This is a genomic window from Micromonospora sp. NBC_01638 (genome assembly GCF_045209745.1).
Taxonomy (GTDB): domain Bacteria; phylum Actinomycetota; class Actinomycetes; order Mycobacteriales; family Micromonosporaceae; genus Micromonospora.
This window is the reverse complement of the sequence record NZ_CP109273.1, coordinates 747,976-772,982: the sequence shown is the minus strand read 5'-3', so window position 1 is coordinate 772,982 and position 25,007 is coordinate 747,976. Positions and strand designations below refer to the sequence as shown.

General features: G+C 70.2%; 24 protein-coding genes and 1 pseudogene. 13 read left to right on the top strand and 12 right to left on the bottom strand.

Translation table 11 applies throughout. The features are described from left to right. Positions 1–20: 20 nt before the first annotated feature. The 4 genes from OG811_RS03455 to OG811_RS03440 form a co-directional block, all read right to left on the bottom strand. The gene (locus OG811_RS03455; RefSeq protein ID WP_406072068.1) at positions 21–587 is read right to left on the bottom strand and encodes a hypothetical protein; all 567 of its coding nucleotides are present in this window, start codon (positions 585–587) and stop codon (positions 21–23) included. A gap of 645 nt (positions 588–1,232) precedes the next feature. Next, complete coding sequence (locus OG811_RS03450; RefSeq protein ID WP_406072066.1) at positions 1,233–1,778, bottom strand: MFS transporter; 546 nt, start codon at positions 1,776–1,778, stop codon at positions 1,233–1,235. Next, positions 1,775–2,206 (bottom strand): GNAT family N-acetyltransferase, encoded by a 432-nt coding sequence (locus OG811_RS03445; protein WP_406072065.1) that lies wholly within the window; start codon positions 2,204–2,206, stop codon positions 1,775–1,777. The genes OG811_RS03450 and OG811_RS03445 overlap by 4 nt, the downstream gene beginning before the upstream one ends. 29 nt (positions 2,207–2,235) lie before the next feature. Continuing rightward, positions 2,236–2,811, bottom strand: a complete 576-nt coding sequence (locus OG811_RS03440; RefSeq protein WP_406075485.1) for a TetR/AcrR family transcriptional regulator — start codon at positions 2,809–2,811, stop codon at positions 2,236–2,238. A gap of 139 nt (positions 2,812–2,950) precedes the next feature. Here OG811_RS03440 and OG811_RS03435 point away from each other — a divergent pair, with 139 nt between their 5' ends. From OG811_RS03435 to OG811_RS03415, 5 genes are all read left to right on the top strand, one after another. After that, complete coding sequence (locus OG811_RS03435; protein ID WP_406072063.1) at positions 2,951–3,970, top strand: aldo/keto reductase; 1,020 nt, start codon at positions 2,951–2,953, stop codon at positions 3,968–3,970. Between the two features lie 141 nt (positions 3,971–4,111). Next, positions 4,112–4,666 carry a Uma2 family endonuclease gene (locus OG811_RS03430; RefSeq protein ID WP_406072061.1) on the top strand — a complete coding sequence of 185 codons (555 nt, stop codon included), beginning with the start codon at positions 4,112–4,114 and terminating at the stop codon, positions 4,664–4,666. Positions 4,667–5,257: 591 nt separating this feature from the next. Continuing rightward, a complete protein-coding gene (locus OG811_RS03425) occupies positions 5,258–5,527 on the top strand; it encodes a hypothetical protein (RefSeq protein ID WP_406072059.1) in 270 nt (89 codons plus the stop codon). Further along, on the top strand, positions 5,527–6,564 hold the full coding sequence (locus tag OG811_RS03420) for a hypothetical protein (RefSeq protein ID WP_406072057.1): 1,038 nt from the start codon (positions 5,527–5,529) through the stop codon (positions 6,562–6,564). The genes OG811_RS03425 and OG811_RS03420 overlap by 1 nt, the downstream gene beginning before the upstream one ends. 96 nt (positions 6,565–6,660) lie before the next feature. Next, entirely contained in the window at positions 6,661–7,590 is a 930-nt protein-coding gene (locus OG811_RS03415) for an LLM class F420-dependent oxidoreductase (RefSeq protein ID WP_406072055.1), read from the top strand. A gap of 34 nt (positions 7,591–7,624) precedes the next feature. Here the strand turns inward: OG811_RS03415 and OG811_RS03410 are convergent, their stop codons facing one another. Next, complete coding sequence (locus OG811_RS03410) at positions 7,625–8,047, bottom strand: hypothetical protein (protein ID WP_406072054.1); 423 nt, start codon at positions 8,045–8,047, stop codon at positions 7,625–7,627. Positions 8,048–8,067: 20 nt separating this feature from the next. Here OG811_RS03410 and OG811_RS03405 point away from each other — a divergent pair, with 20 nt between their 5' ends. After that, entirely contained in the window at positions 8,068–8,919 is an 852-nt protein-coding gene (locus OG811_RS03405; RefSeq protein WP_406072052.1) for a hypothetical protein, read from the top strand. Then, positions 8,916–10,199 (top strand): FAD-binding protein, encoded by a 1,284-nt coding sequence (locus OG811_RS03400; RefSeq protein WP_406072050.1) that lies wholly within the window; start codon positions 8,916–8,918, stop codon positions 10,197–10,199. The genes OG811_RS03405 and OG811_RS03400 overlap by 4 nt, the downstream gene beginning before the upstream one ends. A 91-nt stretch (positions 10,200–10,290) precedes the next feature. Here OG811_RS03400 and OG811_RS03395 read toward each other — a convergent pair whose 3' ends face one another. Further along, the gene (locus tag OG811_RS03395) at positions 10,291–11,430 is read right to left on the bottom strand and encodes a site-2 protease family protein (RefSeq protein WP_406072048.1); all 1,140 of its coding nucleotides are present in this window, start codon (positions 11,428–11,430) and stop codon (positions 10,291–10,293) included. 217 nt (positions 11,431–11,647) lie between these two features. Here OG811_RS03395 and pglW point away from each other — a divergent pair, with 217 nt between their 5' ends. Next, on the top strand, positions 11,648–15,778 hold the full coding sequence (gene pglW, locus OG811_RS03390) for a BREX system serine/threonine kinase PglW (RefSeq protein ID WP_406072046.1): 4,131 nt from the start codon (positions 11,648–11,650) through the stop codon (positions 15,776–15,778). A 12-nt stretch (positions 15,779–15,790) separates the two neighbouring features. Here the strand turns inward: pglW and OG811_RS03385 are convergent, their stop codons facing one another. Next, positions 15,791–16,549: an SDR family NAD(P)-dependent oxidoreductase gene (locus OG811_RS03385; RefSeq protein ID WP_406072045.1), complete on the bottom strand. Its 759-nt coding sequence runs from the start codon at positions 16,547–16,549 to the stop codon at positions 15,791–15,793. Positions 16,550–16,691: 142 nt separating this feature from the next. On the opposite strand from OG811_RS03385, the gene OG811_RS03380 reads away from it, so the two are divergent. Next, positions 16,692–16,826, top strand: a complete 135-nt coding sequence (locus tag OG811_RS03380; RefSeq protein ID WP_406072043.1) for a hypothetical protein — start codon at positions 16,692–16,694, stop codon at positions 16,824–16,826. 93 nt (positions 16,827–16,919) lie between these two features. Then, positions 16,920–20,192: an SNF2-related protein gene (locus OG811_RS03375; RefSeq protein ID WP_406072041.1), complete on the top strand. Its 3,273-nt coding sequence runs from the start codon at positions 16,920–16,922 to the stop codon at positions 20,190–20,192. A 21-nt stretch (positions 20,193–20,213) separates the two neighbouring features. Here OG811_RS03375 and OG811_RS03370 read toward each other — a convergent pair whose 3' ends face one another. Further along, positions 20,214–20,612: a PIN domain nuclease gene (locus tag OG811_RS03370; protein ID WP_406072040.1), complete on the bottom strand. Its 399-nt coding sequence runs from the start codon at positions 20,610–20,612 to the stop codon at positions 20,214–20,216. A gap of 17 nt (positions 20,613–20,629) precedes the next feature. Further along, positions 20,630–20,839 carry a type II toxin-antitoxin system VapB family antitoxin gene (locus OG811_RS03365; protein WP_357951042.1) on the bottom strand — a complete coding sequence of 70 codons (210 nt, stop codon included), beginning with the start codon at positions 20,837–20,839 and terminating at the stop codon, positions 20,630–20,632. A 238-nt stretch (positions 20,840–21,077) separates the two neighbouring features. Between OG811_RS03365 and OG811_RS03360 the strand changes: the two genes are divergently transcribed. After that, positions 21,078–21,482: a hypothetical protein gene (locus tag OG811_RS03360; RefSeq protein WP_406072038.1), complete on the top strand. Its 405-nt coding sequence runs from the start codon at positions 21,078–21,080 to the stop codon at positions 21,480–21,482. A gap of 374 nt (positions 21,483–21,856) precedes the next feature. On the opposite strand, the gene OG811_RS03355 is transcribed toward OG811_RS03360, so the two are convergent. Next, entirely contained in the window at positions 21,857–22,057 is a 201-nt protein-coding gene (locus tag OG811_RS03355; RefSeq protein WP_406072036.1) for a DUF397 domain-containing protein, read from the bottom strand. Next, the gene (locus OG811_RS03350) at positions 22,050–22,928 is read right to left on the bottom strand and encodes a helix-turn-helix domain-containing protein (RefSeq protein ID WP_406075484.1); all 879 of its coding nucleotides are present in this window, start codon (positions 22,926–22,928) and stop codon (positions 22,050–22,052) included. Before OG811_RS03350 ends, OG811_RS03355 begins: the two co-directional genes overlap by 8 nt. A gap of 367 nt (positions 22,929–23,295) precedes the next feature. Here OG811_RS03350 and OG811_RS03345 point away from each other — a divergent pair. Continuing rightward, a pseudogene (locus OG811_RS03345) lies at positions 23,296–23,616 on the top strand (DivIVA domain-containing protein); the annotation flags it as partial. After that, on the top strand, positions 23,605–23,862 hold the full coding sequence (locus OG811_RS03340) for a hypothetical protein (protein WP_406075482.1): 258 nt from the start codon (positions 23,605–23,607) through the stop codon (positions 23,860–23,862). The pseudogene OG811_RS03345 and the gene OG811_RS03340, both read left to right, overlap by 12 nt. A 188-nt stretch (positions 23,863–24,050) precedes the next feature. Here the strand turns inward: OG811_RS03340 and OG811_RS03335 are convergent, their stop codons facing one another. Then, entirely contained in the window at positions 24,051–24,935 is an 885-nt protein-coding gene (locus OG811_RS03335; protein ID WP_406072034.1) for a glycine betaine ABC transporter substrate-binding protein, read from the bottom strand. Positions 24,936–25,007 lie beyond the last annotated feature (72 nt).

The window sequence follows — 25,007 nt, the reverse complement described above, 5'->3', positions numbered from 1 at the left end:
GGGACAGCGGCGATTCTGGTTCAGCTCACGGGGACGTAGCCACTTTCGGAGTGGACCAGCAGCCGGAAGCCCATCGGTACCCGCTGGTGACGAGGCAGGCCGAGCACCGCGTAGTCGACCGCGAGGTCATCGAAGAACAACCCATCCCCGGGGGCCATCTCCGCGTCCGGGATCGTGATCGCGACGAAGACCGGCAGCTGGGTGCCCGCCGGCACTGTGGTCGACCGGAACGGCGTCGCCGTAGCTGGGTCGAACAGGGCGGCGGTGGCCTCCTCGGCATGATTGACCGCCAGGCGTGCGATCGTGAATACGTGCTGGTCCGCTGGACCGTCACCGACCGCGATGCCGGTGATCGTGACCGGCCACGGACCGGGATTGCGGATGGTAGCGCCGAACGTGATCTGCCGTCCGGGATCGAAGGCGAACCGCACCTCCGTCGTCGGCCCTTCGGTACGGGACTCCGCGTCGGCCCCGTGCCACCACGAGTTGCCGTGGTCGAGGCGATGGCGGGTGGTGATCGACAGGTACCCAGCACACAGTGCGACAGCCAGCGTCGCGGCAACCAGGAGCCGGCGACGGCGCGTCACCGAGAACCCTGCGCAGGGACGCACAGCGGCGTCATCGTCATGAGGCGCACGCTACAGCGCAGCGCTGCCTGCCCGTACTGGCCGTCAGCTGATCACTCGATGACCAGTAGTTCAACGCTGTTGCGTTAGGGCGGGGTCGGCGAGGCAAGGGCTTGGTCACTGGGCATCCCTGCGGTGGTGAGGGTGTTCGGGTGCTCCTTTGCTCTGCTTCAGCGGAGGCAACACCCGGTGTCCGGATATCGGACGCGCGGTGTTGCCTGGGTTGAAGCAGAGCAAAGGAGGCGATGCGTGGGTGCCGGCGCCTCGTCCGACGTTCGGGTCAGGCACTCGGCGTCAGGAGCGGTCTTCGGAGGGGTTGCCACCACGACCGCCGCCCTAACGCAACGGTGTTGACCAGTAGTTGTCGAGGGCGGGTGGTCGTACCCTTGCTGCGGTGACGTCCGACCCCCTGCGCCGCGCTCTCACCGCGTCGGGAGACCCGCCGCTACGGCCCGCCTCGCGATTGAACGAGCTGCGCGGCGACGTCGTGCACGACATCGGCAAGGTCCGGCACCCGGAGGAGCTGTCCGGTCCCGGCTCCGCCCATGAGCCCGCCGGCTACGACCTGCTGCTACGTCAGCGGGTCGTGGGACCCCGTCCTGCCATTCAGTGGGCGTGCCGGAGTGTCAGCGGGCGACCGGACACAGTGGCCACGGCCGTCAGGCAGATCAGGACCGCGGCGATGAGCGGTGGGCGGGCGCCGAGGTGGACAGCCGCGGAGCCGACGGGGATCGCCAGCACGAGAGGTCCGAACATCGCGGTGTTGGCCGTCGCGGAGACCCGGCCCAGCAGCGCCACCGGTGTGTGCGTCTGCACAGCGGTCACCGCCGCGACCAGGGTCCAGGGCAGGCCGACGCCGGCGACCACCGCGCCGACCACCGTGGCCGGCACCCACGGCAGGCAACGTGCCAGGCAGCCGACCGCGAACAGCACCGTGCCGGCGGCGCCGACAGCAACGGGACCCTGTCGGGCGATGAGCCGGCCCACGATCAGGCCACCGATGATGGAGCCGGCGCCCTGCGCGCTGGCCAGCACACCCAGAAACGTCGTCGGTAGGCGCAGGTCCGTGACGACGATCGCGTAGATCGCCGCGGTCGTGAAACCGGACATGGCAATCGACACGGCCGCGAGCACGACCGGCACGCCCGTCACTCGCTGTCCGAACAGGACAGCGGATCCTCGGTCTCCAGCGTGAATCCGTGCCGCTCGTACAACCGCCGGGCCGGACTGCCCTGCAACACGTTCAGCCGGACCAGGGTGCCATCGCGGTCGCAATGCTCCAGCAGCCCACGCAGCACGGCCGTACCGATGCCGCTGCCCTGCAGGTGCGGGGCCAGGTAGAAGTGCTCCAGCCAGTGGGCGTCCGCGGCGGGCCGCAGCGCCACGCAGCCGGCGAACGTGCCACCCACCTCGACAACCCAGGTGTACGCCGGTGCGAACCCGTCCCGCAGACGCTGCCGCACCCGTTGCTCGTCGTACCGTCCGAGCCGTTCCAGATCGGCCCGCAGCACCACGGCCCGCAACTCGGCCACCGCCTCGACGTCCGCCATCGAAGCGGGTCGAATCTTCCAATCCGCCATGATCACCAAGCTATCGCTGTCAGCCGGCTCTAGCGGAGGCGCAGCCCGGCGACGAGGAGTCCGACCATGCGGCGCGCGTCGTAGCGGGGTTCAGCCGCGCCGATGCAGAGGTTGCCGACGCCGCGCAGCAAATCGAAGGCACTCACGTCGGCCCGAATCTCGCCCGCCGCGGCGGCGGCGGCGAGCAGTTGGGCGCACGCGGGCACGAGGCGGTCCAGAAAGTAGGCGTGCAGAGTCTCGAAGGCGGCGTTGTCGGACTGTAGCGCCTCGGCGAGGCCGTGTTTGGTGACCAGGAAGTCGACGAAGAGGTTGATCCATTGCGCCAGGGCGGCGTGCGGTGTGCCGCTGGTGGCCAGCAGTGTCGGGCCGGCCTCCGCGCACGCCTCGACCTGGTGTCGGTAGACGGCGACGATGAGGTCGGCGCGCGTCGGGAAGTGGCGGTAGATCGTTCCGACACCGACGCCGGCCCTGGCGGCGATGTCACGCACGGGCGCGTCCACGCCGGAGGTGATGAAAGTCGAGGCGGCGGCGTCCAGCAGTGTCGCCTCGTTGCGCCGAGCGTCAGCCCGCTTCCGCGGGGCCGGCTGCCCTGATCCGCTGTCGATGTCGTTACCCCCTTCACTCGGCTTGGCAAACGGAACACTGTTCCGTATATTCGTTAGCGGAACAACGTTCCACTTGCCCAGTTTGCCAGAGCAGATGGGCCAGAGCCAAGCCACGCTTCCGTCTCATGGAGGAACAGCCATGCAGTACCGCACCTTGGGTCGCACCGGCATACAGGTCAGCACTCTCGTACTCGGCGCGATGAACTTCGGCAAACTCGGGCACACCACCCAGGATGAGGTGACGGCGATCGTCGACGCCGCGTTGGAGGGCGGGATCAACCTGATCGACACCGCCGACGTGTACAGCCAGGGCGAGTCGGAAGAAATGGTCGGCAAGGCCATCGCCGGCCGCCGCGACGACGTCGTGCTGGCCACGAAGGCGGGCCTGCCCATGGGCGACGAGCGCGCTCACCGGGGCAGCTCGCGCCGCTGGCTGGTCACGGAGTTGGACAACAGCCTTCGCCGCCTCGGCGTCGACCACGTCGACCTCTACCAGATCCACCGCTGGGACCCGACCACCAGCGACGAGGAGACCCTGTCGGCGCTGACCGATCTGCAGCGAGCGGGAAAGATCCGCTACTTCGGCTCGTCGACCTTCCCCGCGTACCGTCTCGTGCAGGCCGAGTGGGCCGCGCGGGAGCACCACCTCAGCCGTTACGTCACGGAGCAGCCCAGCTACTCGATCCTGCAGCGCGGGATCGAGGCCCACGTCCTGCCCGTGACCGAGCAGTACGGCCTCGGCGTGCTCGCGTGGAGCCCGCTGGCCTCCGGCTGGCTGTCCGGCGCGGTCCGCGCGGGCCGGGAGATCACCACCAGCCGCTCGGCGACCCTGCCCGAGCGCTTCGACACCACCATCCCGGCCAATCGGGCCAGGCGCGATGCCGTCGAGCGACTGGCCACCGTCGCCGACGAGGCCGGCCTCACCATGATCCAGCTCGCGCTCGGGTTCGTCACCGCGCACCCCGCCGTGACCAGCGCGATCATCGGTCCCCGCACCATCGACCACCTGCACACCCAGCTCGCCGCCGCGGACACCGTGCTCTCCACCGACGTGCTCGATGCGATCGACGCGATCGTCGCACCTGGCGTCGACCTTGCCGCACACGAGAAGTTCGACACCCCGCCCGCTCTGCTCGACGCGGCACGGCGACGTCGCTGAGTCGAAGGCAGGCCGAGAGGGAAATCTCTGCCCGCGTACGTCGGCACGGTCATCGAGGTCGACCCCTCACCGACGTTCACCACCTGTGACGCGTTTCTGCGCTGCGATAGTCGGCGCCGCGGGTCGCCTAGGATGAGGCTCATGAGCGCTGAGGCCGTTGGCATGCACATGCCCGCCGTTGTGACGCTCGACGACGTGGCGGCGATGAACGCCGCCGATCCGAACGGTCACCGCTACGAGACCAGCCCCGAGGGGGTCCTGTCGGTCATGCCGCCACCCGATTCGGAACACGCCATGATCGCTAGTCGACTCTTCGCCTGGTTGATCATGGCCGGATGGCCCGCCGAACAGGTGCTTCAGGCGGCCGGTCTGCGCATTTCCGGACCGGACGGTGACGGTGGCCGCATTCCCGACCTCAGTGTGTGGCGGAAGCCGCCAACCCGCAGCGTCTGGGCCGCGGTCGCTGACGTCGTACTCGTCGTGGAGATCGTCTCGCCGGGGTCGGAGGCGATGGACTCGGTGACCAAGGTCCGCGAGTACGCGTCGGCGGGAATCCCGCAGTACTGGGTGGTCGACCGGGACGGCGCGCAGACAGTCACTCTGCACCGGCTGGGCGGGGACGGCGCCTACGAGGCGCGGGCACGGATGCCGCTGGCCTGGCTGCTCCAGACCGCCCCCGCCGACCACCTCACGTGAACGCCAACGGGGCACCGGCGCGCTGACCTCGACGATCCTCGCTCACAGTGGTCCCGTTCGCGTGACCGGCGTTGACCGCTCGGAGGGGTTCGTGGGCGACCGCGCGTACCCGTGTCACCGACGCCCGGGCGACCTTCCAGGTCGGTGACGCCCGCGCTCTGCCGCTGCGGGCGTTTCATGTTTCCGCAGGTCAGTAGGGGCCCCTGTCGCATACCGGACAGGACGGTGGAGCCTCGGGTGGCGCACTGTTGGGGCAGGTACCGACACCGCTGGGGGCGCCCGCAGCGGTTCCGTTCCTCGCCGGGACAAGGACGTCATCGTCGCCGACGCCGCCTCATCGCCGACGCCGCCTCATCGCCGACGCCGCCTCATCGCCGACGCCGCCTCATCGCCGACGCCGCCTCATCGCCGACGCCGCCTCATCGCCGACGCCGCCTCATCGCCGACGCCGCCTCATCGCCGACGCCGCCTCGTGGCCGCGTCGCCTGCGCCGGTGTTCCACCCATCCCTTTCGGACCCCGTGCACCCGCCGGCCCGGCGTCGCTCACCCGCCCCGCCCGGACCCGACGACCCGACCAGAGAGGGCCTGTCATGGCCACTCCCACCGCGAGCGCAGCACTGAACGCATCCGTCTTCGCATCAGGTGACCAGATGCTGCTGACCATCACCTACTCAGACGCCGAGACCAAGCCCCTGACCGTCACCATCGTGGTCACCGACGCGCAGGGCAACAGCAGCGCGCCGGCCACGGCCAACGTGGTCATCGATCCGCTCACCGTGATCGTCACCGACAACTCCGGGCGTACCTGGACCCGAGTGTCCGACAACGGCTCCGTGGCCGTGTATCGGTCGGTGGCGTGATGCCCCAGGTCACCGTCCAGATCCGCGACGTCGCCGGAAACACCGCGACGGCCACCGCCGACTACAGCCTGAGCCAGCCGGTGCTCGGTGGCTACTACCTGTCCGGCGGCGCCGACCCGACGGCCGACATGGCCGGCGGCAACTTCCGCTCGCTCAACCAGTACCGCAGCTTCGCCGACGGCTACATCTTTCCCGGTTACAACCGGCCCTGGCTGATCACCCTCGGGAAAGCCGGGGTGCAGATGAACATGGTCCTGGAGTTGAAGCACTACGGCGCCCCGGACGCCGGGCCGCAGACTTTCACCGTGGACGGCGTCACCTACACCGTGCCGGCGCCGTCGATGACCATTCAGCAGCGCCCCGGCACCACCTGGCCCAAGGCGTACGGGTACAACCAGGTGGTCAGCGGCCAGTGCGACGGGTTGTTCGCCCGCGCGCTGTCGCAATACCGGACACTCGGCTTCGGGGTGAACATCCAGCTCGCCTCCGAGTTGGACACCGACCACGAGTTCGGCACCACCGAGGCCGGTGCCGCGTATACCTGGGCCGGGTCCGACTGGCGGGCGGTGCAGGCCATCAACTACATCCTGACCTGGTTCAAGGCGCGGGCGCTGCCCGCCGGCACGACCTTCTCGGTGGGGCTGGGTGGCTTCGACCGGGCCTGCTTCCAGCGCACCCACCCGGAGTCGCTGATGGCCCGACTCGATTTCCTCCAGTGGAACGCGTACGCCACCGACGCCAGCCACACCGCGCTGGCCCGCTTTCGTCGGACCAAGGACTGGGCGGTGGCGGACCTCGGCCCGGTGGCGCTGTCCCGGCCCGTGATCATCGGGGAGTGGGGGGTGCGGGTGGCCGAGATTCCGGACCAGCCGGCCTGGATCGCCACTGTGCCGGCGGCCATCGCCCAGCTCAACGCCGAGCGTGGGCCACGGATCGTGCGAACCAACTACTTCAACTCCGGGTGGGGCACCCTGACGCCGAAGGCGGCCGGGTTGGCCGCACTTCGCGCCGCGTACATCATCCGGCCGTACGTCTGACGGGTCCCCGGCTGGGCGTCGTCGGGGCTTCGCGTGGTCAGCTCTCGCCGAGCAGTTCGGGCGCGGCACGGCCCATCGGCTACCTATGCTCGGATCATGGAACTGCGGATCTTCACCGAACCCCAGCAGGGCGCCACCTACGACCAGTTGCTCGCCGTAGCCCGGTGCGCCGAGGACGCTGGCTACGGCGCGTTCTTCCGGTCAGACCACTACCTGATGATGGGTGACGTGACCGGCGAACCCGGTCCCACCGACGCGTGGACCACCCTCGCCGGCCTGGCCCGGGACACCAGCAGCATCCGGCTCGGCACGTTGATGACCGCCGCCACCTTCCGGCTGCCCGGCCCGCTGGCGATCACCGTGGCGCAGGTCGACCAGATGAGCGGCGGCCGGGTGGAGCTGGGCATCGGCACCGGCTGGTACGCCGAGGAGCACACCGCGTACGGCATCCCGTTCCCACCTCTGGCCGAGCGGTTCGACCGGCTGGAGGAGCAGCTCGCGGTCATCACCGGGCTCTGGTCCACGCCGCCGGGGGAGCGGTTCGAGCACGCCGGTCGGTACTACCCGGTCAGCGATTCGCCCGCACTGCCCAAGCCCGTGCAGCAGCCCCACCCGCCGATCCTGCTCGGCGGAATGGGACCGAAGCGGACCCCTCGGCTGGCCGCCCGTTACGCCGACGAGTTCAACCTGCCGTTCGCCGCGGTGCCGGACACGGCGGCGCAGTTCGACCGGGTCCGCGCGGCCTGCGTCGAGATCGGCCGGGACCCGACCGGGATGGTCTGGTCCAACGCCCTGGTGCTCTGCTGTGGGCGGGACGATGCCGAGGTGGCCCGCCGGGCCGCCGCCATCGGCCGCGAACCAGACGAGTTGCGGGCCAACGGCCTGGCCGGGACCCCCGGGGAGGTCCTGGACACCATCGGCCGGTACGCGGAGGTCGGCAGCCAGCGGATCTACCTCCAGGTGCTGGACCTCAGCGACCTGGAGCACCTAGAGCTGGTCGCCACCGAGGTGATGGCGAAGCTCTGAGCAGGCGCGCCGCCGCCGCGTGTGGCTCCGCCGGTCAGGCGCGGTGAGCGCCGGTGGCCGTTCGGACCGCGTTCGGGTCGCGCAGCACGGTGTCCAGTTGCCCGTCCCCGTCACTGTCCACGTAGGTGATGTCCGGGATCCCGTCACCGTCCACGTCGATCTGGACGACGTCGGCGACGCCGTCGCCGTCGAGGTCGGTGACCACCTCCACCGAGCCGTCCAGGTGCCGGGTCACGATCGACTGCGCTCCGGGTGCGCGCGGCGGCGGGCCGGGTGCCGGCACCGGCGTCGGGGCCGGAGCGGGCGCCGGTGTGGGTCGGGGCCCGGGCGTGGGCGCCGGGTGGCTCGGCAACCCGCCGGCCGGCGGGGCGCTGGCCGGCTCGACCCCGGTGGGGTCCAGCTCCTCCTCGGAGGGGAAGACGTCGCCCCGTAGGGCGGGATCACGGTAGCTGCTCATGAGCGTAGGGTTCCCCGACGATGACGAGAACAACCGTGCCCGATCGACCGGTGTCCTCGGTGCCCGTTCTGGCGCAGGATGTCGACACCGACGCCACGGTCATGAACGGGGGTCCGAGCGTGGAATTGCGCCGGAGTCGGGGCGCCCGGGTGCTCGCCCTGGCCTGCGTACTCGGTGGGGTGGTGTTGCTGGCGCTGCCGCGCGACGGCGCCCTGCTACGGACGATCATCGCGGTGGGCGCTGTCGCGCTCGGCGTTGTGGCACTGGTCAGCGCGCTGCGACCGTTCCGGTTCGAGATCAGCGCGGAAGGGCTCAGCATCCGACGGCCCGGCCTGCGCCGGGTGATCCGGTGGGCCGAGATCGACGCGCTGGTCCTCGACGAGCCGCCCCGACGCGACGGCCATCCGCAACGGCCGAGGCTGCTGCTGGTGCCCGTGCCGGGTGTGACGCTTGAGCCGCTGACCGCCCGCCATCCGCTCGACGGCCGCCCCGCCATCGAGTTGCTCGTCCTCGACCAGGTCCGCGAACAGCCCGAGCAGGTCTCCGCCGCGCTCGCCCGCCACGCCGGAGGCCGTTTCGTCGATCTGCCCGCTCAGCGCCGCGCCGCCTTCGCCGACCCGGACCTGCCCACCGGTCTGCGCGGCTACCAGCTGGACCGGATCGACCAGATGATCCGGCGCGGCCAGGACGCCCTGGTGTCCGGGGACGCGCAGACCCGGCAGGCGGTTCGGGGGGAGATCGAACGTGCCTGCGCGGCTGGCCTGCCGGTCGCCCAGCGTGGCTACGGTCGGCTCCAGACGGATACGGTTCTGGACGCCCTCGTCGCCGCGTTGGCCGACCACCAGTCCACCGATCGGGAGACCGCCACATGATCGCGCAGGGGCAGAACGCCACCTCGGCCACCGCGGCCGACGTTCCGCGTCGCAACTGGGCCGGCAACGTTCGGTACACCGCGCAGGCGTTCCACCGACCCACCTCCGTCGACGAGCTGCGCCGACTTGTCACTGGCAGCACCCGGATCCGGGCGGTGGGCAGCGGGCACTCCTTCAACCGCTTCGGTGACACCGACGGCGACCTGGTCAGCCTCGCCGGCCTGCCCCCGGCGGTCGACGTGGACCACGAGCGTCGGCAGGTCACCGTGACCGGCGCGATGCGCTACGGCGACGTCGCCCGACAACTGCACACCCAGGGGTACGCGCTGGCCAACCTCGCCTCGCTGCCGCACATCTCGGTGGCCGGCGCGGTGGCCACCGCCACCCACGGCTCCGGCCAGACCCACGGCAACCTGGCCACCGCCGTCGCCGGCCTGGAGTTGGTCACCGCTGACGGCGATCTGCTGCGGGTCGACCGCGACGCCGACGGCGACACGTTCGCCGGCCTGGTGGTCGGGCTCGGCGCGCTCGGCCTCGTCACCCGGGTCACCCTGGACGTGGTGCCGGCCTTCGAGCTGCGCCAGTACGTGCGACTCGACCTGCACCGGGAGGCGCTGGACGAGGCGCTCGGCTCGGCGTACAGCGTGAGTGTCTTCACCGACTGGCGTACGCCTCGGCTGCGTGAGGTGTGGCGCAAGCAGGTGACGGACCAGCCGCCGCCCCCGGCGGACTGGCTCGGCACCACCGCCGCCGACGAGCCACGGCACCCGGTGCTCGGGATGCCGGCGGAGAACTGCACCCCGCAGCTCGGCGAGCCGGGTCCGTGGCACGAGCGTCTGCCGCACTTCAAGCTCGGCTTCACCCCGAGCAGCGGCGAGGAGTTGCAGTCCGAATACCACCTGGGGCGTACGGCGGCAGTCGAGGCGCTGGCCGCGCTGGACGACATGGCGCACCTGATCGCCCCGGTCCTGCTGGTGTGCGAGCTGCGTACGGTGGCGGCGGACGAGCTGTGGCTCAGCCCGAACCACCGGCGGGACAGCTTCGTGTTGCACTTCACCTGGATCGACGACACCGCAGCCGTGCTGCCGGTGGTGGCCGAGGTGGAGGAGCGCCTGGCACCGTTCGCACCCCGCCCGCACTGGGGCAAGGTCTTCGTCACCGACCCGGCCAAGCTGGCGGCCCGCTACCCCCGTTACGCCGACTTCGCCGCCCTGCTGACCCACCTGGACCCGACCGGCAAGTTCCGCACCAACCTCCTGGACCACTACTTCCCCCGCTGACCCCGACCCCGACCCCGACCCTGACCGACCCTCCGGGTGATCATGAAGTTAGCGGTGTCGGTGTCGGCGTGTCGTGCCGCTAACTTCATGATCAACGAGAGTCGGCCGGGGTGCGGAGGGTGCTGCGTTGGACGGCGCGGCTGATGTCGCTGGGGGAGATGATGCCGGTCAGTTGGCCGTCGTCCGTCACCACCAGGGCGCGGCCGTCGGCGCACTGACTGAGCCGGGGGAGCAGGTCGTTGAGCTGTTCTCCCGGCTGCGCGAGGACCAGTTCGTCGGCCCGGCAGGCCACCTCCGCCAGCGTCGTCGACGCCCGCCGCTCGGCCGGTACGCCCCGCACCCGGTCGACGGTGACCAGGCCGGTCGGTCGGCCCTCCTCAGTCAGTGGCAGCGCCGAATGCCGGTAGGCGAAAAGGTAGTGGTCGACGAAGTCGGCGACCGTCATTTCCGCCGAGGCGGTCTGCGGCTGCGGGGTCATCACGTCGCCCACCCGGATCCCGCGCAGCGCGTTGCCCGTACGTGCCTGCCGCTCCTCGACCCCGGCGGCGCCGATCAGGAACCAGCCGATCAGCACCAGCCACAACCCGCCGAAGCCCACCCCGGACAGGAACTGCCAGAGTCCGAGACCGATCAACAGCGCGCCGAGCACCCAGCCGGCCCGGGCGGCGACCACCGACGCCCGGGTCCGGTCGCCGGTGGCCTTCCACACCACGGCGCGCAGCAGCCGGCCGCCGTCCAGCGGCGCGGCCGGCAGCACGTTGAAGACCGCTAGCAGCACGTTGATGCCGGCCAGCCAGGCCACCGCACCGAGCAGCAACCCGCCCTGCCCGGCCAGCGCCAGCAGTGCGGCGATGGCACCGAAGAACGCCCCGATCAGCAGGCTGACCAGGGGGCCGACGCCCGCGATCCGCAGCTCCGCGCCCGGGTCGCGCGGCTCGCCCCGCAACTCGGCCACCCCGCCGAAGAGCCAGAGCGTGATGCTTCCGACCGTCAGCCCGTTGCGCTTGGCCACCACCGCATGTGACACCTCGTGGGCGAGCAGGCCCACGAAGAAGACCACCGCCGCGGCCAGCCCGGCCAGGGTGTACGCCACCGGGGAACGGCCGGGGTAGGAGCGGGGAAACTGGTTGGCGGCCAGCGCCCAGGCGATCAGCGCGAAGATGACCAGAACACTCCAGTTGACGCCGACCGGCACCCCCGCGACCCGGCCAAGCCGGAAACTCGCCCTCATCCACGGCTCATACCCGCAGGTGGCGTTTCTATGCCGGTCGGCGAGGCGGCGTATCAGTCGGCGTGATCGGTCGGCCGTGCCGAGCGAACATCGGTCGGACGTGTTCGGCTGGATGCGCTAAGTGCGCAAGCGGCGGTTGCCGCTGATCAGTCGCCGAAACGGTAAAGTGCCCAGACTGAGCCGGAACATTGACGGCCAGGGCGGGAAGGGTCGGCGCATGCGGGAGGATTCACCGCGCTGGGAGCAGATCAACTCCAGCTCGTACATCTGGGAGCAGGACGGGCTGCGCGAGTTGGCCGGCTACCTGCCCGACGCCGACCCGTACCACGTTTGGACGAACGTCGAGTTCGTCGGCGCCGACGGCTCGATCAACGAGGTCGACGCCCTGGTGTTGACCCCGAGCGGGCTCTACGTGTTGGAGTTGAAGCACTGGCAGGGGGAGATCCGCGGTGACGGCACCCAGTGGCTGCGGCGGGCGCCGAATTCTCGGCTGATCCCCGAGGACAACCCGTACATCCTGGCCAATCGGAAGGCGAAGCGGCTGGCCAGCCTGATCCGCTATTACGCCAAGCAACACGGACGGCAGCGCGAGACGCCCTATGTCGGGGCTGCCGTGTTCCTTCACGCGAGAGCAATGCGGGCCAGCCTCGACGCGATCGGCAGCCAGCACATCTACGGGCTGGAGGGACACGACTCCGGCCTGCCCGGCCTGAAGAAGCTGCTGCTCGCCCTGCCGCGAAATCCGGACCATCTGGTGGACGAGGCGCGTGGCCGAGACATCGTCGAGCTGGTGCGCGGCGCGAAGATCCGCCCGTCGGTGGCGGACCGTAAGGTCGGCCAGCTGTTGTTGCACCCGAAGCCGTTCGCTGAGGGTCTCGGCTGGCAGGACTTCCTCGCGGGGCACGCGCTGGACACCTCGCTGGTGCGGCGGGTGCGGTTCTACCTGACCAGCCGGGCGGCCGAGCATGAGGTGCCGGTTATCCGCAAGGCGGCGGAGCGGGAGTTCCGCCTCTTGCAGGGCATCCACCATCCGGGGGTGGCCCGCGCACACGACCTGGTTGAGCATTCGTGGGGCCCGGCGGTCATCTTCGACCACCAGCAGGACTGGGTACGCCTCGACCAGTGGCTGCTGCGACACGGCGACGGGTTGACCCTGGCCCAGCGATTGCAGCTGGTACAGGATCTCGCCGAGATCATCAACTACGCGCACTCTCGCCGGCTGGCTCACCGGGCGCTCTCGCCCCGGGCGATCTACGTGGGTGACCCGGACGGCCCTCGCCCGACGCTGGTGGTCACCGACTGGCAGACCGGCGGCCGGTTGGCCGGAGCTACCCAGCTCACCAGGCTCGGCCCGTCGAGCGATCCGGCCAGCCTAGAGCTGTTCTTCGACGACGAGGTCCGCCGTTACCAGGCACCGGAGGCCGAGAACGCCACCCGGCTGCCGGGCCATCAGCTTGACGTGTTCGCGCTGGGCGCGTTGGCGTACCGGATCTTTTCCGGGGCGGTGCCGGCCGCCACGCCCGAGGAGCTGGTCAGTGCGGTCCGCGACAGTGGGCTGCACCTCGACGCGGTGGTCGACGGCATGCCGCACACGCTGGTCACCCTGGTCTACGACGCGACCCGGGGCGATCCGGCGCAACGGCTGCCCAGCGTTTCCCGGTTCCACAAGGATCTGGAGAAGGTCTGGGATGAACTCACCGCGCCGGAGCCGGAGCCGGTGACCGATCCGCTCTCCGCTCACCGGGGGGACCAGCTCGACGGCGGCCTGGAGGTGAAGGACCGGCTCGGCTCCGGTGCCACCGCCGTCGCCCTGCTGGTCGTCCGGGACGGGGAGTCCCGCGAGCTGGTGTTGAAGGTGGCTCGCGACGAGCAGCACGAGGAGCGGTTGACCGCGGAGGCGCGTACCCTCGGCAAGCTGAAGCACCCTCAGGTGGCCGCGCTGGTCAAGGGCCCGGTGCGGGTCGGCGGCCGAACCGCCCTGCTGATGGAGAGTGCCGGGTCGCGCACCCTCGCCGAGGAGCTGCGTGGCGGCCGGCTGGCGCTGGACCTGCTGGAACGCTACGGGCGGGACCTCCTCGACATCGTCAACTACCTCGACGGGCAGGGCGTCTGGCACCGGGACCTGAAGCCGGCCAACCTGGCAGCTCGGCCCCGCCCGAAGGACAAGCAGCCACACCTGTGCGTCTTCGACTTCTCGCTCTCATCCGCCCCCGCCGACCAACTCGCAGCGGGCACCGTCGGTTACCTCGACTCGTTCCTCGGCCCACCGCGCAGGCTGCGCTACGACGCGGCGGCGGAGCGGTTCGCGGCGGCCGTCGTCCTCTACGAGATGGCGACGGGCACGCTGCCGCGGTGGGGCGACAACGCCAACCCGGCCGCGGTCAGCGACGAGGTAACCCTCGACCCGGCGGTGTTCGACCCGGCGGTCGCCGACCGGCTGGTGGAGTTCTTCCGTCGGGCGTTGGCTCGGGAAGCCACGGCCCGGTTCGACACGGTCGACGAGATGACCGACGCCTGGCGGGCGATCTTCCAGCAGGTTCCGCAACCGGCGGTGACGCCGGTCGGGCCGGTGCCGGCGGCGGTGGGGCTGACCCGGGAGTCGCCGCTGGAGGTCACCGAGCTGACCGCCCGGGCCCGCTCCGCGCTGCAACGGCTCGGCCTGCACACCGTGGGTGAGCTGCTGGACGCGGAACTGTCGGCACTCACCCGCGCCAAGGGGGTGCCGGACGCCACCCGCAAGGAGATCATCGCCCAGGCGCGCGCCCTGCGGGCGGTACTGCCCGACGACAGCGAGCCTGCGCCCACCGACCAGCAGCCGCTGGCGCAGGGCGTCGAGGCGCTCTGCGCGATCCTGCTGCCCGCCGCGTCGTCGCGCAACCACCGGACGCTGGCCGTGCTGCTCGGGCAGGCGCCCGCCGACGAGGGGACGTTCCTGTGCTGGCCGGCGCAGAGCGAGGCAGCCCGAGCCACCGGCCGGAGCCAGCCACAGATCTCCAAGCTGCTCAACGCCCAGGCCAGAACGTGGCTGGGCGAGCCGGCGCTGGAGGCGGTGCGTAACGAGGTCGTGGCGCTGCTCGACGCCCGCGGCGCGGTGATGTCCGCCGAGGAACTGGCCCAGGCGTTGATCGCCGCCCGGGGTTCCTACACCGCCGCGCCGAAACGGCTGCCGCAGGCGATCGGGCTCGTGCGCGCCGCCGTGGAGGCCGAGTTGAGCACGGGCGGGGACGCCCGGGTGGCCATCCAGCGGTTCCGCACCTCCAGCACCGTCCTGGTCGGCCGAGAGCCGGACGACCCGGCGTCCGACGTCACCGCCGCCGACTTCCTCGGGTACGTGGTGGAGCTGGGCGGACGCGCCGCCGAGCTGGCCGTTGCCGACCCGTTGCCGACCCGGCAACGCGCCGTGGAGGAGCTGCGACGGCTACCCGTGCCGGCCGGAATGCCAGCGGTGGCCGACCTACGGCTGTTGCAGCTCGCGGCGGTCGGGAGCAACGACCGGGTCGACGTCAACGCGCAGGGGCAGCTCTACCCGGTGGGGATGCCGGCGGAGTGGGCGCTGCGGCTGTCGGTGGGCAGCCTGATCGGCCAGCGGCTCGGCGAGCAACAGATCCGGGACCGGGTGCAGAGCCGGTTCCCCCGAGCCGAGCGGCTGCCCGGCCGCCCGGGCCTCAACGACCTGCTCGCTGCCGCCCAGGTGCCGCTGACCTGGCACTCGCGAGATCACGTCTACGGGCCGGCGACGACCATGCCATCGGTGACCGGTACTCGGCTGGCCACCACCCACGCGCCGCTGCTCGGGCTCTCCGCGGCCGACGAGCTGAGGGAGAAGCTCAGTTCCGCGATCGACCGGCAGGCCTTCCTCGCGCTGCTGGCGCCGTGGCGTCGGCTCGCCCCGGCCCGGCGGGCGCTGCTGGCCCGGCTGCCGGTGACCGAGGTGGATGTCACGGCGATCCTGCTGGAACGGCTGCGGTCACTCGGCTTCCCGTGGGAGGCGATCGTGGCGGCCGACAACGGCTCGCCGCTGGACGCCGACTTCCGCAGCCTGGTCGACCTGGTCCGGCACCAGGTCGTACCCGCCATCAGCGCGGCGATCGCCGCCGCCGACGGGCCGGTCCTGCTCACCGAGGCGGCGCCGCTGGCCCGCTACGGGCAGCTCGGGCTGCTTCAGGAATTGGCTGACCCGACCCGGCCCCGGCCGGCGGCCCGGCTGCTGCTGGTCCCGGCGCGGCGCCCCGAGCCGGCGGTGCTGGACGGGGTGCAGTTGCCGCTGACCTCGCCAGCGAGCCAGTCGCTCTGGCTCGCCGACGACTGGATCGAGGCGGCCGGTGCGGCGCGTGACCGCGTGGCGTGACCGGCGGGAACCTCAGACGGCGGTGTAGCCTCCGTCGACCGGCACCACTGCTCCGTGCATGAAGCTCCCGGCGTCACTGGCCAGAAACAGGACCGCCGCAGCGATCTCGTGCGGCTCGCCCAGGCGGCGTGCCGCCGTACCGGCCGCGACACCGGCGAAGCCCGACTTTGCCGTGTCCGGGAGGGCGTCGAGCATGGGGGTCGTCACGACGCCGGGGGCGATTGCGTTGCACCGGATGCCCTTGGGGCCGAACTCGACGGCCAGCGCCTTGCTGAGCCCCACGGCTGCGTGTTTCGAGGCGGTGTAGGCAGGTCCACCGCCGCCACCCACCAGACCGGCGGCAGATGTGATGGCGATGATGGCACCGCTGCCGCGCTCGACCATGCCGGGCAGGAGTTGCCGGGACAGCCAATAGTGGGCGCTGACGTTGACGGCGAACGTCTGTTCCCACTGCGGGGTGGCGATGTCGAAGAGGCTGGCTCCTGCGTCGTGCAGCCCCGCGTTGTTTACCAGGATGTCGATGCTGCCGAAGCGGTCCAGAGCGTTCTTCACCGCCGCCTGGACGGTTGGTTCGCCGGAGAGGTCAGTGGCGATGGTGTGCAACGTGGGGCCCTGGCCCCCGAGATCCGTCGTCATCTGGGCAAGCTTCGTCTCGTCGCGGTCCACTGCGACGACTTGAGCGCCCTCCTTGAGGAAGATCTCGACCACCGCCCGACCGATACCGGATGCTCCGCCGGTCACGAGAGCGTTCTTACCAGCCAGTTTCGTCATCGGGTATCCCTTCCTGCTGTCGTTCTGACGCCGAGAGGGCTGCGGTAAACGCTAGTGCTTCAACGGCACGTGGCGTCGGTGTTCGCCGAAGCCACTACCCACGTCGCACCCCAGACCTCGACCGGCGGCCCGGCTGCTGCTGGTGCCGGCCCGTCGGCCTGACCCGGCGGTGCTGGACGGGGTGCAGTTGCCGCTGACCGCACCGGCCAGCCAGTCACTGTGGCTCGCCGACGACTGGATCGAGTCGTCGGGCCGGGCGGCATCGCCGACGGGTTGATCGGGAGACGCTCGGTGCGGTGACGGTTCGCCTGCCGGGTGGCGGCTATCGTTGCTGAGCGCCGGGAGCGGTAAGCCAGCGAAGGGATCGAACGTGGCAAAACTCGCCCTGAGTCCGGTCGAGGCCGCGCTCTACGAACTTGTCGGCTCCCGTTCTTTCGTACGCGCTCGGCAGTTGCTCGAGCGCGGGGAGCTGCTGGACGTGCAGTGGGATCCGACGACCGGTCAGGGGCACGGTCGGCTCGACGGCAGCGCAGCCGGCGAGGTGGCGGCGACGGTGCGGTCGGACGCCGACGGCATGGTCGAGGCGTTGGATGGTTCGTGTACGTGTGGGCAGTCCGGCTGCGCCCACCCTGCCGCGCTGGTGCTTGCGACGCTCGCGACGGCCAAACCCCGGAAACCCCGCCCGCCGCGGTCTGAGCCGAGTTGGGCGCGGGCGCTCTCCTCGTTGGTCCGGGACGTCGCCCTGCCGCCGGTTGTGCCGGAGTCGGAGCCGCCGGGGCTCGGCCTGCAGTTCGACGTCGTCTCTCAGGGCACGGACGACGCGGCGGGTTTCCATGTCGAGCTGCGGCCAGTGCTGCCGGGCCGCAATGGCTGGGTGCGGTCCGGGATCAGCTGGTCGACAGTGAGCTACGCCTACTTCGGCCGGTCGACGCGGATCGAGCGGCACCGCCGACTGCTCGTCGAGATCGCCCGACTGGCGAGTACCACCGACGGCTTCGACCACTACTACGACGGCCATCGGCGGACGGTCGCGCTGCACGAGTTCGCCAGCCGGCGAATCTGGGACGTGCTGGCTGAGGCGGAGGAGGCCGGCCTACCGCTGGTGCAGGCCGGCAAACGCGCCGGGCCGGTCGTGCTGGGCCGTCCGGCCCGACTGTCGGTGCAGGTCGGTCGGGTCGATGGGGAGCTGGTGCTGGCGCCGACATTGTCGGCCGGTGGCGCGCCGATCCCCGTGTCGCGCGTACTCCTCGTCGGCGAACCGGCGCATGGCCTTGCCGGCGTGGGGGAGCTGAGCGGGACTGACGCCCGATCCGGCGTAGCGGCACTCTGGTTGGCGCCGCTGGCCGGGACGTTGCTGCCGGGGATGGTGCGGGCGCTCGCTGGGCCGGCGATCCGGGTTCCGGCCGCCGAGGAGCAGCAGTTCTTCGACCGCTTCTACCCGGAGCTGCTCCGCCAGGTGGAGGTGTTCGCCGCCGATCCGGCCGTTCAGCTTCCGACGGTAGGGCCGGTCACGCTGACCGCGACGGTGAGCCCCGAGCCCGAGCACCGTCTCCGGGTGGGCTGGGAGTGGCATCGGGTCGTCGGTGGCCGACGCCATCCCGAGCCGCTGCGGGACGGGGTGGCCGCCGTCGCGGATGAGCGCCGGGCGGAGCTGCTGCGGCGGGTCGTCGACCTGGTCGCCAAGCCGGTGCCCGAGCTCCTGGAGCCGTCGTCGACCGGCCCCCGGCTGGCAGCCTCGGTGAGCCTCGACGGTGACGCCCTGATCCGGTTCGTCAGTGACGTCGTGCCGCGACTGGCCGAGCTCGACGGTGTAGAGCTGGTCACTCCCTCGGACGGGGCGCTCGATGACTACCAGGAGACGTACGCTGCGCCCACCATCACCTTCGCCGACGGCGGTGAGCCCGGCGAGCATGACTGGTTCGACCTGTCGGTACGGGTCACCGTCGGTGGGGAGCAGGTCGACTTCGCCGAGCTCTTCGCGGCGTTGGCGCAGGAACAGCAATACCTCATCCTGCCCAGCGGCACCTACGTCGCGCTCGAACGACCGGAGTTCCAGCAGCTGCGAGACCTGATCGCCGAGTCCCGGGCACTGGCCGACGCGCCGCCCGGGGTGCTGCGGGTCGGCCGGTTCCAGGCCGGGCTCTGGGACGAGCTGGCCGAGCTGGGTGAGGTCATCGGCCAGGCCGGGGCCTGGCAACGGTCGGTACGCGCGCTCAGCGAGGCGGCGCCCACCGTCGAGCACCAGATCCCAGCAGGGGTACGAGCGCAGCTTCGCCCGTACCAGCGGGACGGGTTCCGTTGGCTCGCCACGTTGCACGATCACGGCCTGGGCGGTGTCCTCGCCGACGACATGGGGCTCGGCAAGACCCTGCAGACGCTGGCGCTGATCTGCCACGCGCGCGCCGAGGCGCCGTTCCTGGTGGTCGCCCCGGCCAGCGTCGTCGCCAACTGGGCGAGCGAGGCGGCCCGTTTCACGCCGGAGCTGGACGTCCGGGCGGTCACCCAGACCGTGGCACGGCGCGGCGTGCCCCTGGCTGAGGCGGTCGCCGGTGCGGACGTCGTGGTCACCTCGTACACGCTGTTCCGGCTGGAGTACGACGACTATCGCGCCCTCGACTGGGCCGGGCTGATCCTCGACGAGGCGCAGTTCGTCAAGAATTCGCAGTCCCAGGCGCACCGCTGCGCGAAGCTGCTGCCGGCCCCGTTCAAGCTGGCGATCACCGGCACGCCGATGGAGAACCACCTCGGCGAGCTGTGGGCGCTCTGCTCGATCACCGCACCCGGGCTGTTGCCCCGCGCCGAGCGGTTCACCGAGTATTACCGCAACCCGATCGAGAAGGAGCGGGACGCGGAGCGGCTCGCCCAGCTGCGCCGCCGGATCCGGCCGCTGATGCTGCGCCGGCGCAAGGCGGACGTGGCGGCCGACCTGCCGGCCAAGCAGGAGCAGGTCATCGAGGTTGAGCTGGACCGCCGGCACCGCCGGGTCTATCAGGCGTACCTGCAGCGGGAGCGGCAGAAGGTCCTCGGTCTCCTCGGTGACCTGGAGAAGAATCGGTTCGAGATCTTTCGGTCGTTGACGCTGCTCCGACAGGCGAGCCTGGACGTGGCGCTGGTCGACCCGACGCACCAGAACGTGCCGGCGACGAAGCTGGACGTGCTGACCGAACGGATCGTCAGTCTGGTCGCCGAGGGGCATTGCAGCCTGGTGTTCAGCCAGTTCACCCGCTTCCTCGGCGCGGCCCGGCAGCGCCTGGAGGCGGCCGGGGTCATGTGCAGTTACCTGGACGGGACCACCCGGGACCGGGCTGCCGTCATCGACGGCTTCAAGAGCGGCGACAACCCGGTCTTCCTGATCAGCCTCAAGGCCGGTGGCTTCGGCCTCAACCTCACCGAGGCCGACTACTGCCTGCTGCTCGACCCGTGGTGGAACCCGGCCGCGGAAAACCAGGCGGTCGACCGGACGCACCGCATCGGCCAAACCCGCAACGTCATGGTCTACCGGCTGGTTGCCAAGGACACCATCGAGGAGAAGGTGATGGCGTTGCAGGCCCGGAAGGCGGAGCTCTTCAGCAGCGTCCTGGACGGCGGTGAGTTCGCCTCCGCGCAGTTCACCGCCGCCGACATCAAGAGCCTGCTGGAGTGAGCGGCACTGCCCAACATGCGCTCAGTCGGCGGTGCCGGCGGGAACGACCCAGGCGGTGGGCTGCCCGGTGATCGCGGTGATCAGGTCGAAGTCGCCGTCGTAGTGCAGGACGGTGACTCCGTGTCGCTCGGCGGTGGCGGCGATCAGCAGGTCCGCCATGGACAGCGCCCGGTGGTTGCCCTTGTGTAGGGCCTGCACCTGGACGTCAACCGCCCGGTCCCAGACCTCGTCGGGCATCGCCAGCCAGCGGAAGCCGCTCAACAGCCAGCGGGCGCGCTGCGCGTCCTTGGCGGTGCGTGCGCTGTGGATGACCTCGACCTCGACCGCTCCGCACACCGCGAGCAGCCCTCGATCGGACAGTTCGCCGAGCACCGGAGCCACACTGCGCTTGGGCCAGCGGGCGAGGGCAGACTTGTCCAACAGAAAATGCTCGTGACTCACGCTGCGTCCGGCTCGGCCGTCTCGACGGGACCCGTCAAATCGGGCAGCCCTCCGCTCTTGAGCCAGTCGGCGAACTGTCGCCGCTTCTCCCGGTCGACGACAGCCTTGAGTGCGGCGTTGACGGTTGCCTTCTTCGTCGTGGTGCCAAGGATCTTGCCGGCCTCGGCGAGTAGTTCGTCATCGACATCAAGGATCGTCCGGCTCACGGGTGCCTCCTCTGGTGGGCGATCATCGCCGATGATATCAATCCGGTAGGTATTTGATATCAGGCTCGCTGAGTCGCCAAGCTGACGTCTGAATGTGGACGCGGCTCACCCGTCGGGATAGTTGCGAGGGTGGCGAGGCTGACCGATGAGGGCGATGACCCGTACCTGGACTTCTACCGCAGCGAGAACTACCTGCTGACCGAGGCGGATGGGCTGACACGGCTGGAGGTGCCGGAGGATGCGGAAGCTGGGCGGGCACCAACCCGGGTCTGCGGTGCCGCCGCGCCAGCACACCCACACCAGCGAGCCGATCACCGAGGGAAGGGACGCTGACGGTCCATTTGCCCAGGATGGCCATTCGGAGGGCACCTGCGTCGTCACTGACCCGGCACCGTTGGTGAACTGCCGCCATGAACTCGGTGACCCGGTGCGACTCGCCGCCTTCATGCAGGTTCTGCGGGTTTGGCAATCCGGCGGCCTGGAAGACCCGTGCGTAGGAGACTGTCTGCCCACGGTCCTCGGCGCCGTTACTGATCACGAAGTCGATCGCCGCATCGACTACCGATCAGGTCGAGATTCTTCTGCCATCCTGGACGGCTTCCGGGCATTCGCTGCACGGATTCGGGCCTACTGGGTGCTGTAGGTGATAGATCAACTTCGCGGCCAGCAGCGGCGGCACGCACCGTTGCCTCGCTCACGAGCGGCAGCGGCGCTTACGCACTCCACCTTGCGGATGGTGCCGCCCTTCTTCTCCGCTTGGCGGACGCCCTGGCGGTAGCCAGGACAGTCGGCATCTCGATGGAAGGTGCGACCTCCGGTGGTCACGATGCCGAGCGTCCCACCCGGCGGCCAGCGATTTTCGAGCTGGACCTGCACGGCTTGGCATCCTTCGTCTGTTTCCTGCGCCGACCGCTGAGCCCCATGGCCCGATTGTTGCCGTCGCAGTGAGCGCCGTCGAGCCCTCAATCGAGGCGGTCTGCGCAGCCTCCGAACCATCGGAGGCTGCGCGGCCAATCGTCATTGACGGATAGTGCCAGCCTTCGCGGCTCGGACGAACGCCGTCCATGCTGACAGGGCGAAGGCCAGCACGGGGCCGGCCGGGTCCTTGCTGTCGCGCAGCCCGACGATGCCGGTCAGGTTGTCGGCGACCTCGACGCAGTTGCCACCGTTGTTGCTGCGGCTCGATTTGCGCCAGGTGGCACCGGACAGGTCAGGCACGGGTGTACTCCTCTGCAAGCTCGTGGATGAGGCTCTTGGAACGGGACTCGTTGAGGGCGCGGGCGCTCATGTCGGCCCAGATGGTGTTGTAGGTGGCGGTCTCGTGGGGCTTGTCGAGATACATCGAGCCGGTCGCCGCCTCCAGGTACGTCACCGGTGGCTCCACCTCCCTGCCGTTGCTGTCCTGCGGGAACTCCAGGATCGAGAAGGCTCCGGCCATCGCCCCGGCGTGCAGCCCGGCAGAAAAATTCAGCACCTGCACGGTTACGTTCGGTAGCTCTGCGGCCTTCAGGATCTGCTGGAGTTGTGCGCTCATGATCGTGGCGTTGCCGACTGGACGGCGCAGTACGGCCTCGTTGATTATCACGCTGAGTTGCGGAGCGGAGAACCTGGTCAGGAGTGCCTGCCGTTCGACCCGGAGCTGGATGGCCCGCTGCTGCTCGGTGCTGTCGTCGGCATTGATCGAACCGCCAGGCATATTGAAGACCTGCTCGGCATAAGCGCGGGTTTGCAACAGACCGGGAACCAGTTCGGCCTCGTATTGGCGGATGCGGGTCGAGGCGGCTTCGAGCCCGACGTAGAGCTGGAACCAGCGCGGCAGGCCGGAGCCGATGTAGTCGTGCCACCAGTTCTTGTTCTCCCGGGTGGTGGCGGTCAGCGCGAGCAGTAGCTCGCGGTCGTCGGTCGACGCGCCGTACAGGTCGAGCATCTGCTGCACGTCGGCCTGTCGATAACGCACATGCTCAGCACCGCTCTCGATCCGGTGCAGCGTTGCTCGCGCCCTGTCCAACCGCTCCGCAGCCTGCTCCATCGTGAGCCCGGCCGCCTTGCGCAGCGACTCGAACTTACGGCCAATCTGTCGACGCAACATCGTCGATCCGGTGACTGTCTGTGACACTGCCTGCTCCCGCCGGTCGCGATCGGTCGACACTTGCCCGTCCAATTCAACCGCGCTGGTGTCTCTTAATCAATAGACACATCACCGTCAGCAACTCCAGATAGCAACTCGGACATTGCAAGGCAGTGATTGCGACATTGCAATTGGACTATCGCAGTGCTTCACTGCTCCTGCGGCCACTGTGGAGTTAGTGCAGCTCAGCGGCCATGGCTGCCCTGCTGTCGTACTGCCGATCGTGGCTGCGGTGGCAGGTACCCGGGGTGGGTCCGTCGGTGCCGGCGGGCCGACGGACCCACCCACTTCACAGGTCAATCTCGACGGTGAGAGGCAGGTCCTCCTCATGCGCGTCTTCTTCCGGCGTACCCGGCGACGGCAGCGGTCGGTCCACGGGCCGACCAGCTATCGCTCGGCGGCCTACCATCCGTTGCGGCCGTGGCAGGTGCGCGAGCGGCGGTTCTGCCCGACCCCGCTCGGTCGGCGCGGCTTCGAGCCCCGTGAGGCAGGAATTCCTCGACCGGGTCGCCGGTGACCTGGCGATCGTCTACGACGCGCTGGCCCAGAGCCGTCGGGAGACCGAGCGGATCAAGGACACGTTGCGCCAGTGGCAGTCGGCGCAGGCCCGCGCCCGCAACGAGCGGAGCCAGGGCCAATGAGCGAACGTTGGGTCATCCACCTGCCCGTCGTCGCCGGCGACCTACCCACCGCGCAGCGGCTCGCCCGGGTGGTCGCGCACTGGGCGCACGTCCTGCCGCAGCTCGACCCCGCAGGCACCACCGTGTCTGCCGAAGACGATCAGAACGCACGCCACTGGGTCTTCTGCGACCGGACGCTGCCCGAAGGTCGACGCTGCCTGCTGCGGGCCGACCACGACGGAGCCTGCTCCCGGCGGGTGGTGAGACGGCGATGAACGGCGTGCCCGTGATGCCTGCACGGAGTGCGCCGGGCTCGCCTTCCAGGTGCGGCACCCGTGGTGGGTCGTGCTCGGCCGCTCCACCGACAACCCGCCGCCCTCGGATCCGGGTCGCAGCCGGGGTCAGCTCTGCGGACGCGAGCGGGGACCCGCCGGCAGCGGCGAGTCCCCGGTCGTGGGCTGGATCAGGCGAGCGCCTTCAGGTAGTCGGGGTTGGCCTTCAGCCACTCCTCGACGGCCTTCTTCTCGTCGCCCTTGTGCGTGTTGAACATCAGGTCCTCCAGGGACGCGAGCTGCTCGCTGTCCATCTTGAACTGCTGCAGCATCTTCGTGACCTCGGGGAAGTCCTTGCCGAAGCCCTTCCGGGCGAAGGTGTTGATCTGCTCGGCGGCGCCGAGGGTGCCCTTCGGGTCGGCCAGGTCCTTCAGCTCGTACTTGGCGTACGCCCAGTGCGGGTGCCAGAGGGTGACCACGATCGGCTTCTTGTCGGCGATCGCCCCGTCGAGCGCGGCCAGCATGGCCGGGGTGGAGGAGGTCTTCAGCTTCATCTTGCCGTCCAGGCCGTAGCCGGGCAGCACCTTCTCCTGGGTGGCCTTGGTGAGGCCGGCGCCCGGCTCGATGCCGGTGATCTGCCCGCCGAAGTCGCCGGCCTTGGCGGCCAGGTCCTCAAGCGAGTCGACGCCCTCGACGTACTTCGGCACGGCGATGCTCAGGCTGGCGTCGTCGTACCAGACGCCGAGCTTCTCCAGCTTGTCGCCGTGCTTCTCCAGGTAGGAGGCGTGGGTCTGGGGCAGCCAGCCGTCCAGGAAGAGGTCGAGGTCGCCGTTGGCGAGGCCGCCGTAGACCAGGCCGGCCTCCAGGTTCTTGAGCTGAACCTGGTAGCCCTTCTCCTCGAGGATGTTCTTCCACAGGTAGGAGGCGGCGATCGCCTCGTCCCAGGCCATGTAGCCGATGGTGATCTTCTTGCTGTCGCCGGACGCGTCGTCCGACTTCGCGCCACAGGCGGCCGCGCCGAGCGCCAGGGTGGCGGTCATCGCGAGCGCCAGGACGCGCTTCATGGTGGTGAACATGGAGTTTCCTTCCTTTTCGGGGCAGCCGGCAGGCCCGCGTACGCGGGAACAGGGGGGCCGGCGGAGGGCGAC

Coding starts and splice junctions, on each gene's coding strand:
- OG811_RS03395 (WP_406072048.1), bottom strand. CDS start 11,430: ATGAGGGCGAGTTTCCGGCTTGGCCGGGTCGCGGGGGTGCCGGTCGGC.
- pglW (WP_406072046.1), top strand. CDS start 11,648: ATGCGGGAGGATTCACCGCGCTGGGAGCAGATCAACTCCAGCTCGTAC.
- OG811_RS03430 (WP_406072061.1), top strand. CDS start 4,112: ATGAGCGCTGAGGCCGTTGGCATGCACATGCCCGCCGTTGTGACGCTC.
- OG811_RS03420 (WP_406072057.1), top strand. CDS start 5,527: ATGCCCCAGGTCACCGTCCAGATCCGCGACGTCGCCGGAAACACCGCG.
- OG811_RS03405 (WP_406072052.1), top strand. CDS start 8,068: ATGACGAGAACAACCGTGCCCGATCGACCGGTGTCCTCGGTGCCCGTT.
- OG811_RS03425 (WP_406072059.1), top strand. CDS start 5,258: ATGGCCACTCCCACCGCGAGCGCAGCACTGAACGCATCCGTCTTCGCA.
- OG811_RS03400 (WP_406072050.1), top strand. CDS start 8,916: ATGATCGCGCAGGGGCAGAACGCCACCTCGGCCACCGCGGCCGACGTT.
- OG811_RS03385 (WP_406072045.1), bottom strand. CDS start 16,549: ATGACGAAACTGGCTGGTAAGAACGCTCTCGTGACCGGCGGAGCATCC.
- OG811_RS03445 (WP_406072065.1), bottom strand. CDS start 2,206: ATGGCGGATTGGAAGATTCGACCCGCTTCGATGGCGGACGTCGAGGCG.
- OG811_RS03410 (WP_406072054.1), bottom strand. CDS start 8,047: ATGAGCAGCTACCGTGATCCCGCCCTACGGGGCGACGTCTTCCCCTCC.
- OG811_RS03435 (WP_406072063.1), top strand. CDS start 2,951: ATGCAGTACCGCACCTTGGGTCGCACCGGCATACAGGTCAGCACTCTC.
- OG811_RS03415 (WP_406072055.1), top strand. CDS start 6,661: ATGGAACTGCGGATCTTCACCGAACCCCAGCAGGGCGCCACCTACGAC.
- OG811_RS03340 (WP_406075482.1), top strand. CDS start 23,605: ATGAGCGAACGTTGGGTCATCCACCTGCCCGTCGTCGCCGGCGACCTA.
- OG811_RS03350 (WP_406075484.1), bottom strand. CDS start 22,928: ATGTTGCGTCGACAGATTGGCCGTAAGTTCGAGTCGCTGCGCAAGGCG.
- OG811_RS03335 (WP_406072034.1), bottom strand. CDS start 24,935: ATGTTCACCACCATGAAGCGCGTCCTGGCGCTCGCGATGACCGCCACC.
- OG811_RS03360 (WP_406072038.1), top strand. CDS start 21,078: ATGCGGAAGCTGGGCGGGCACCAACCCGGGTCTGCGGTGCCGCCGCGC.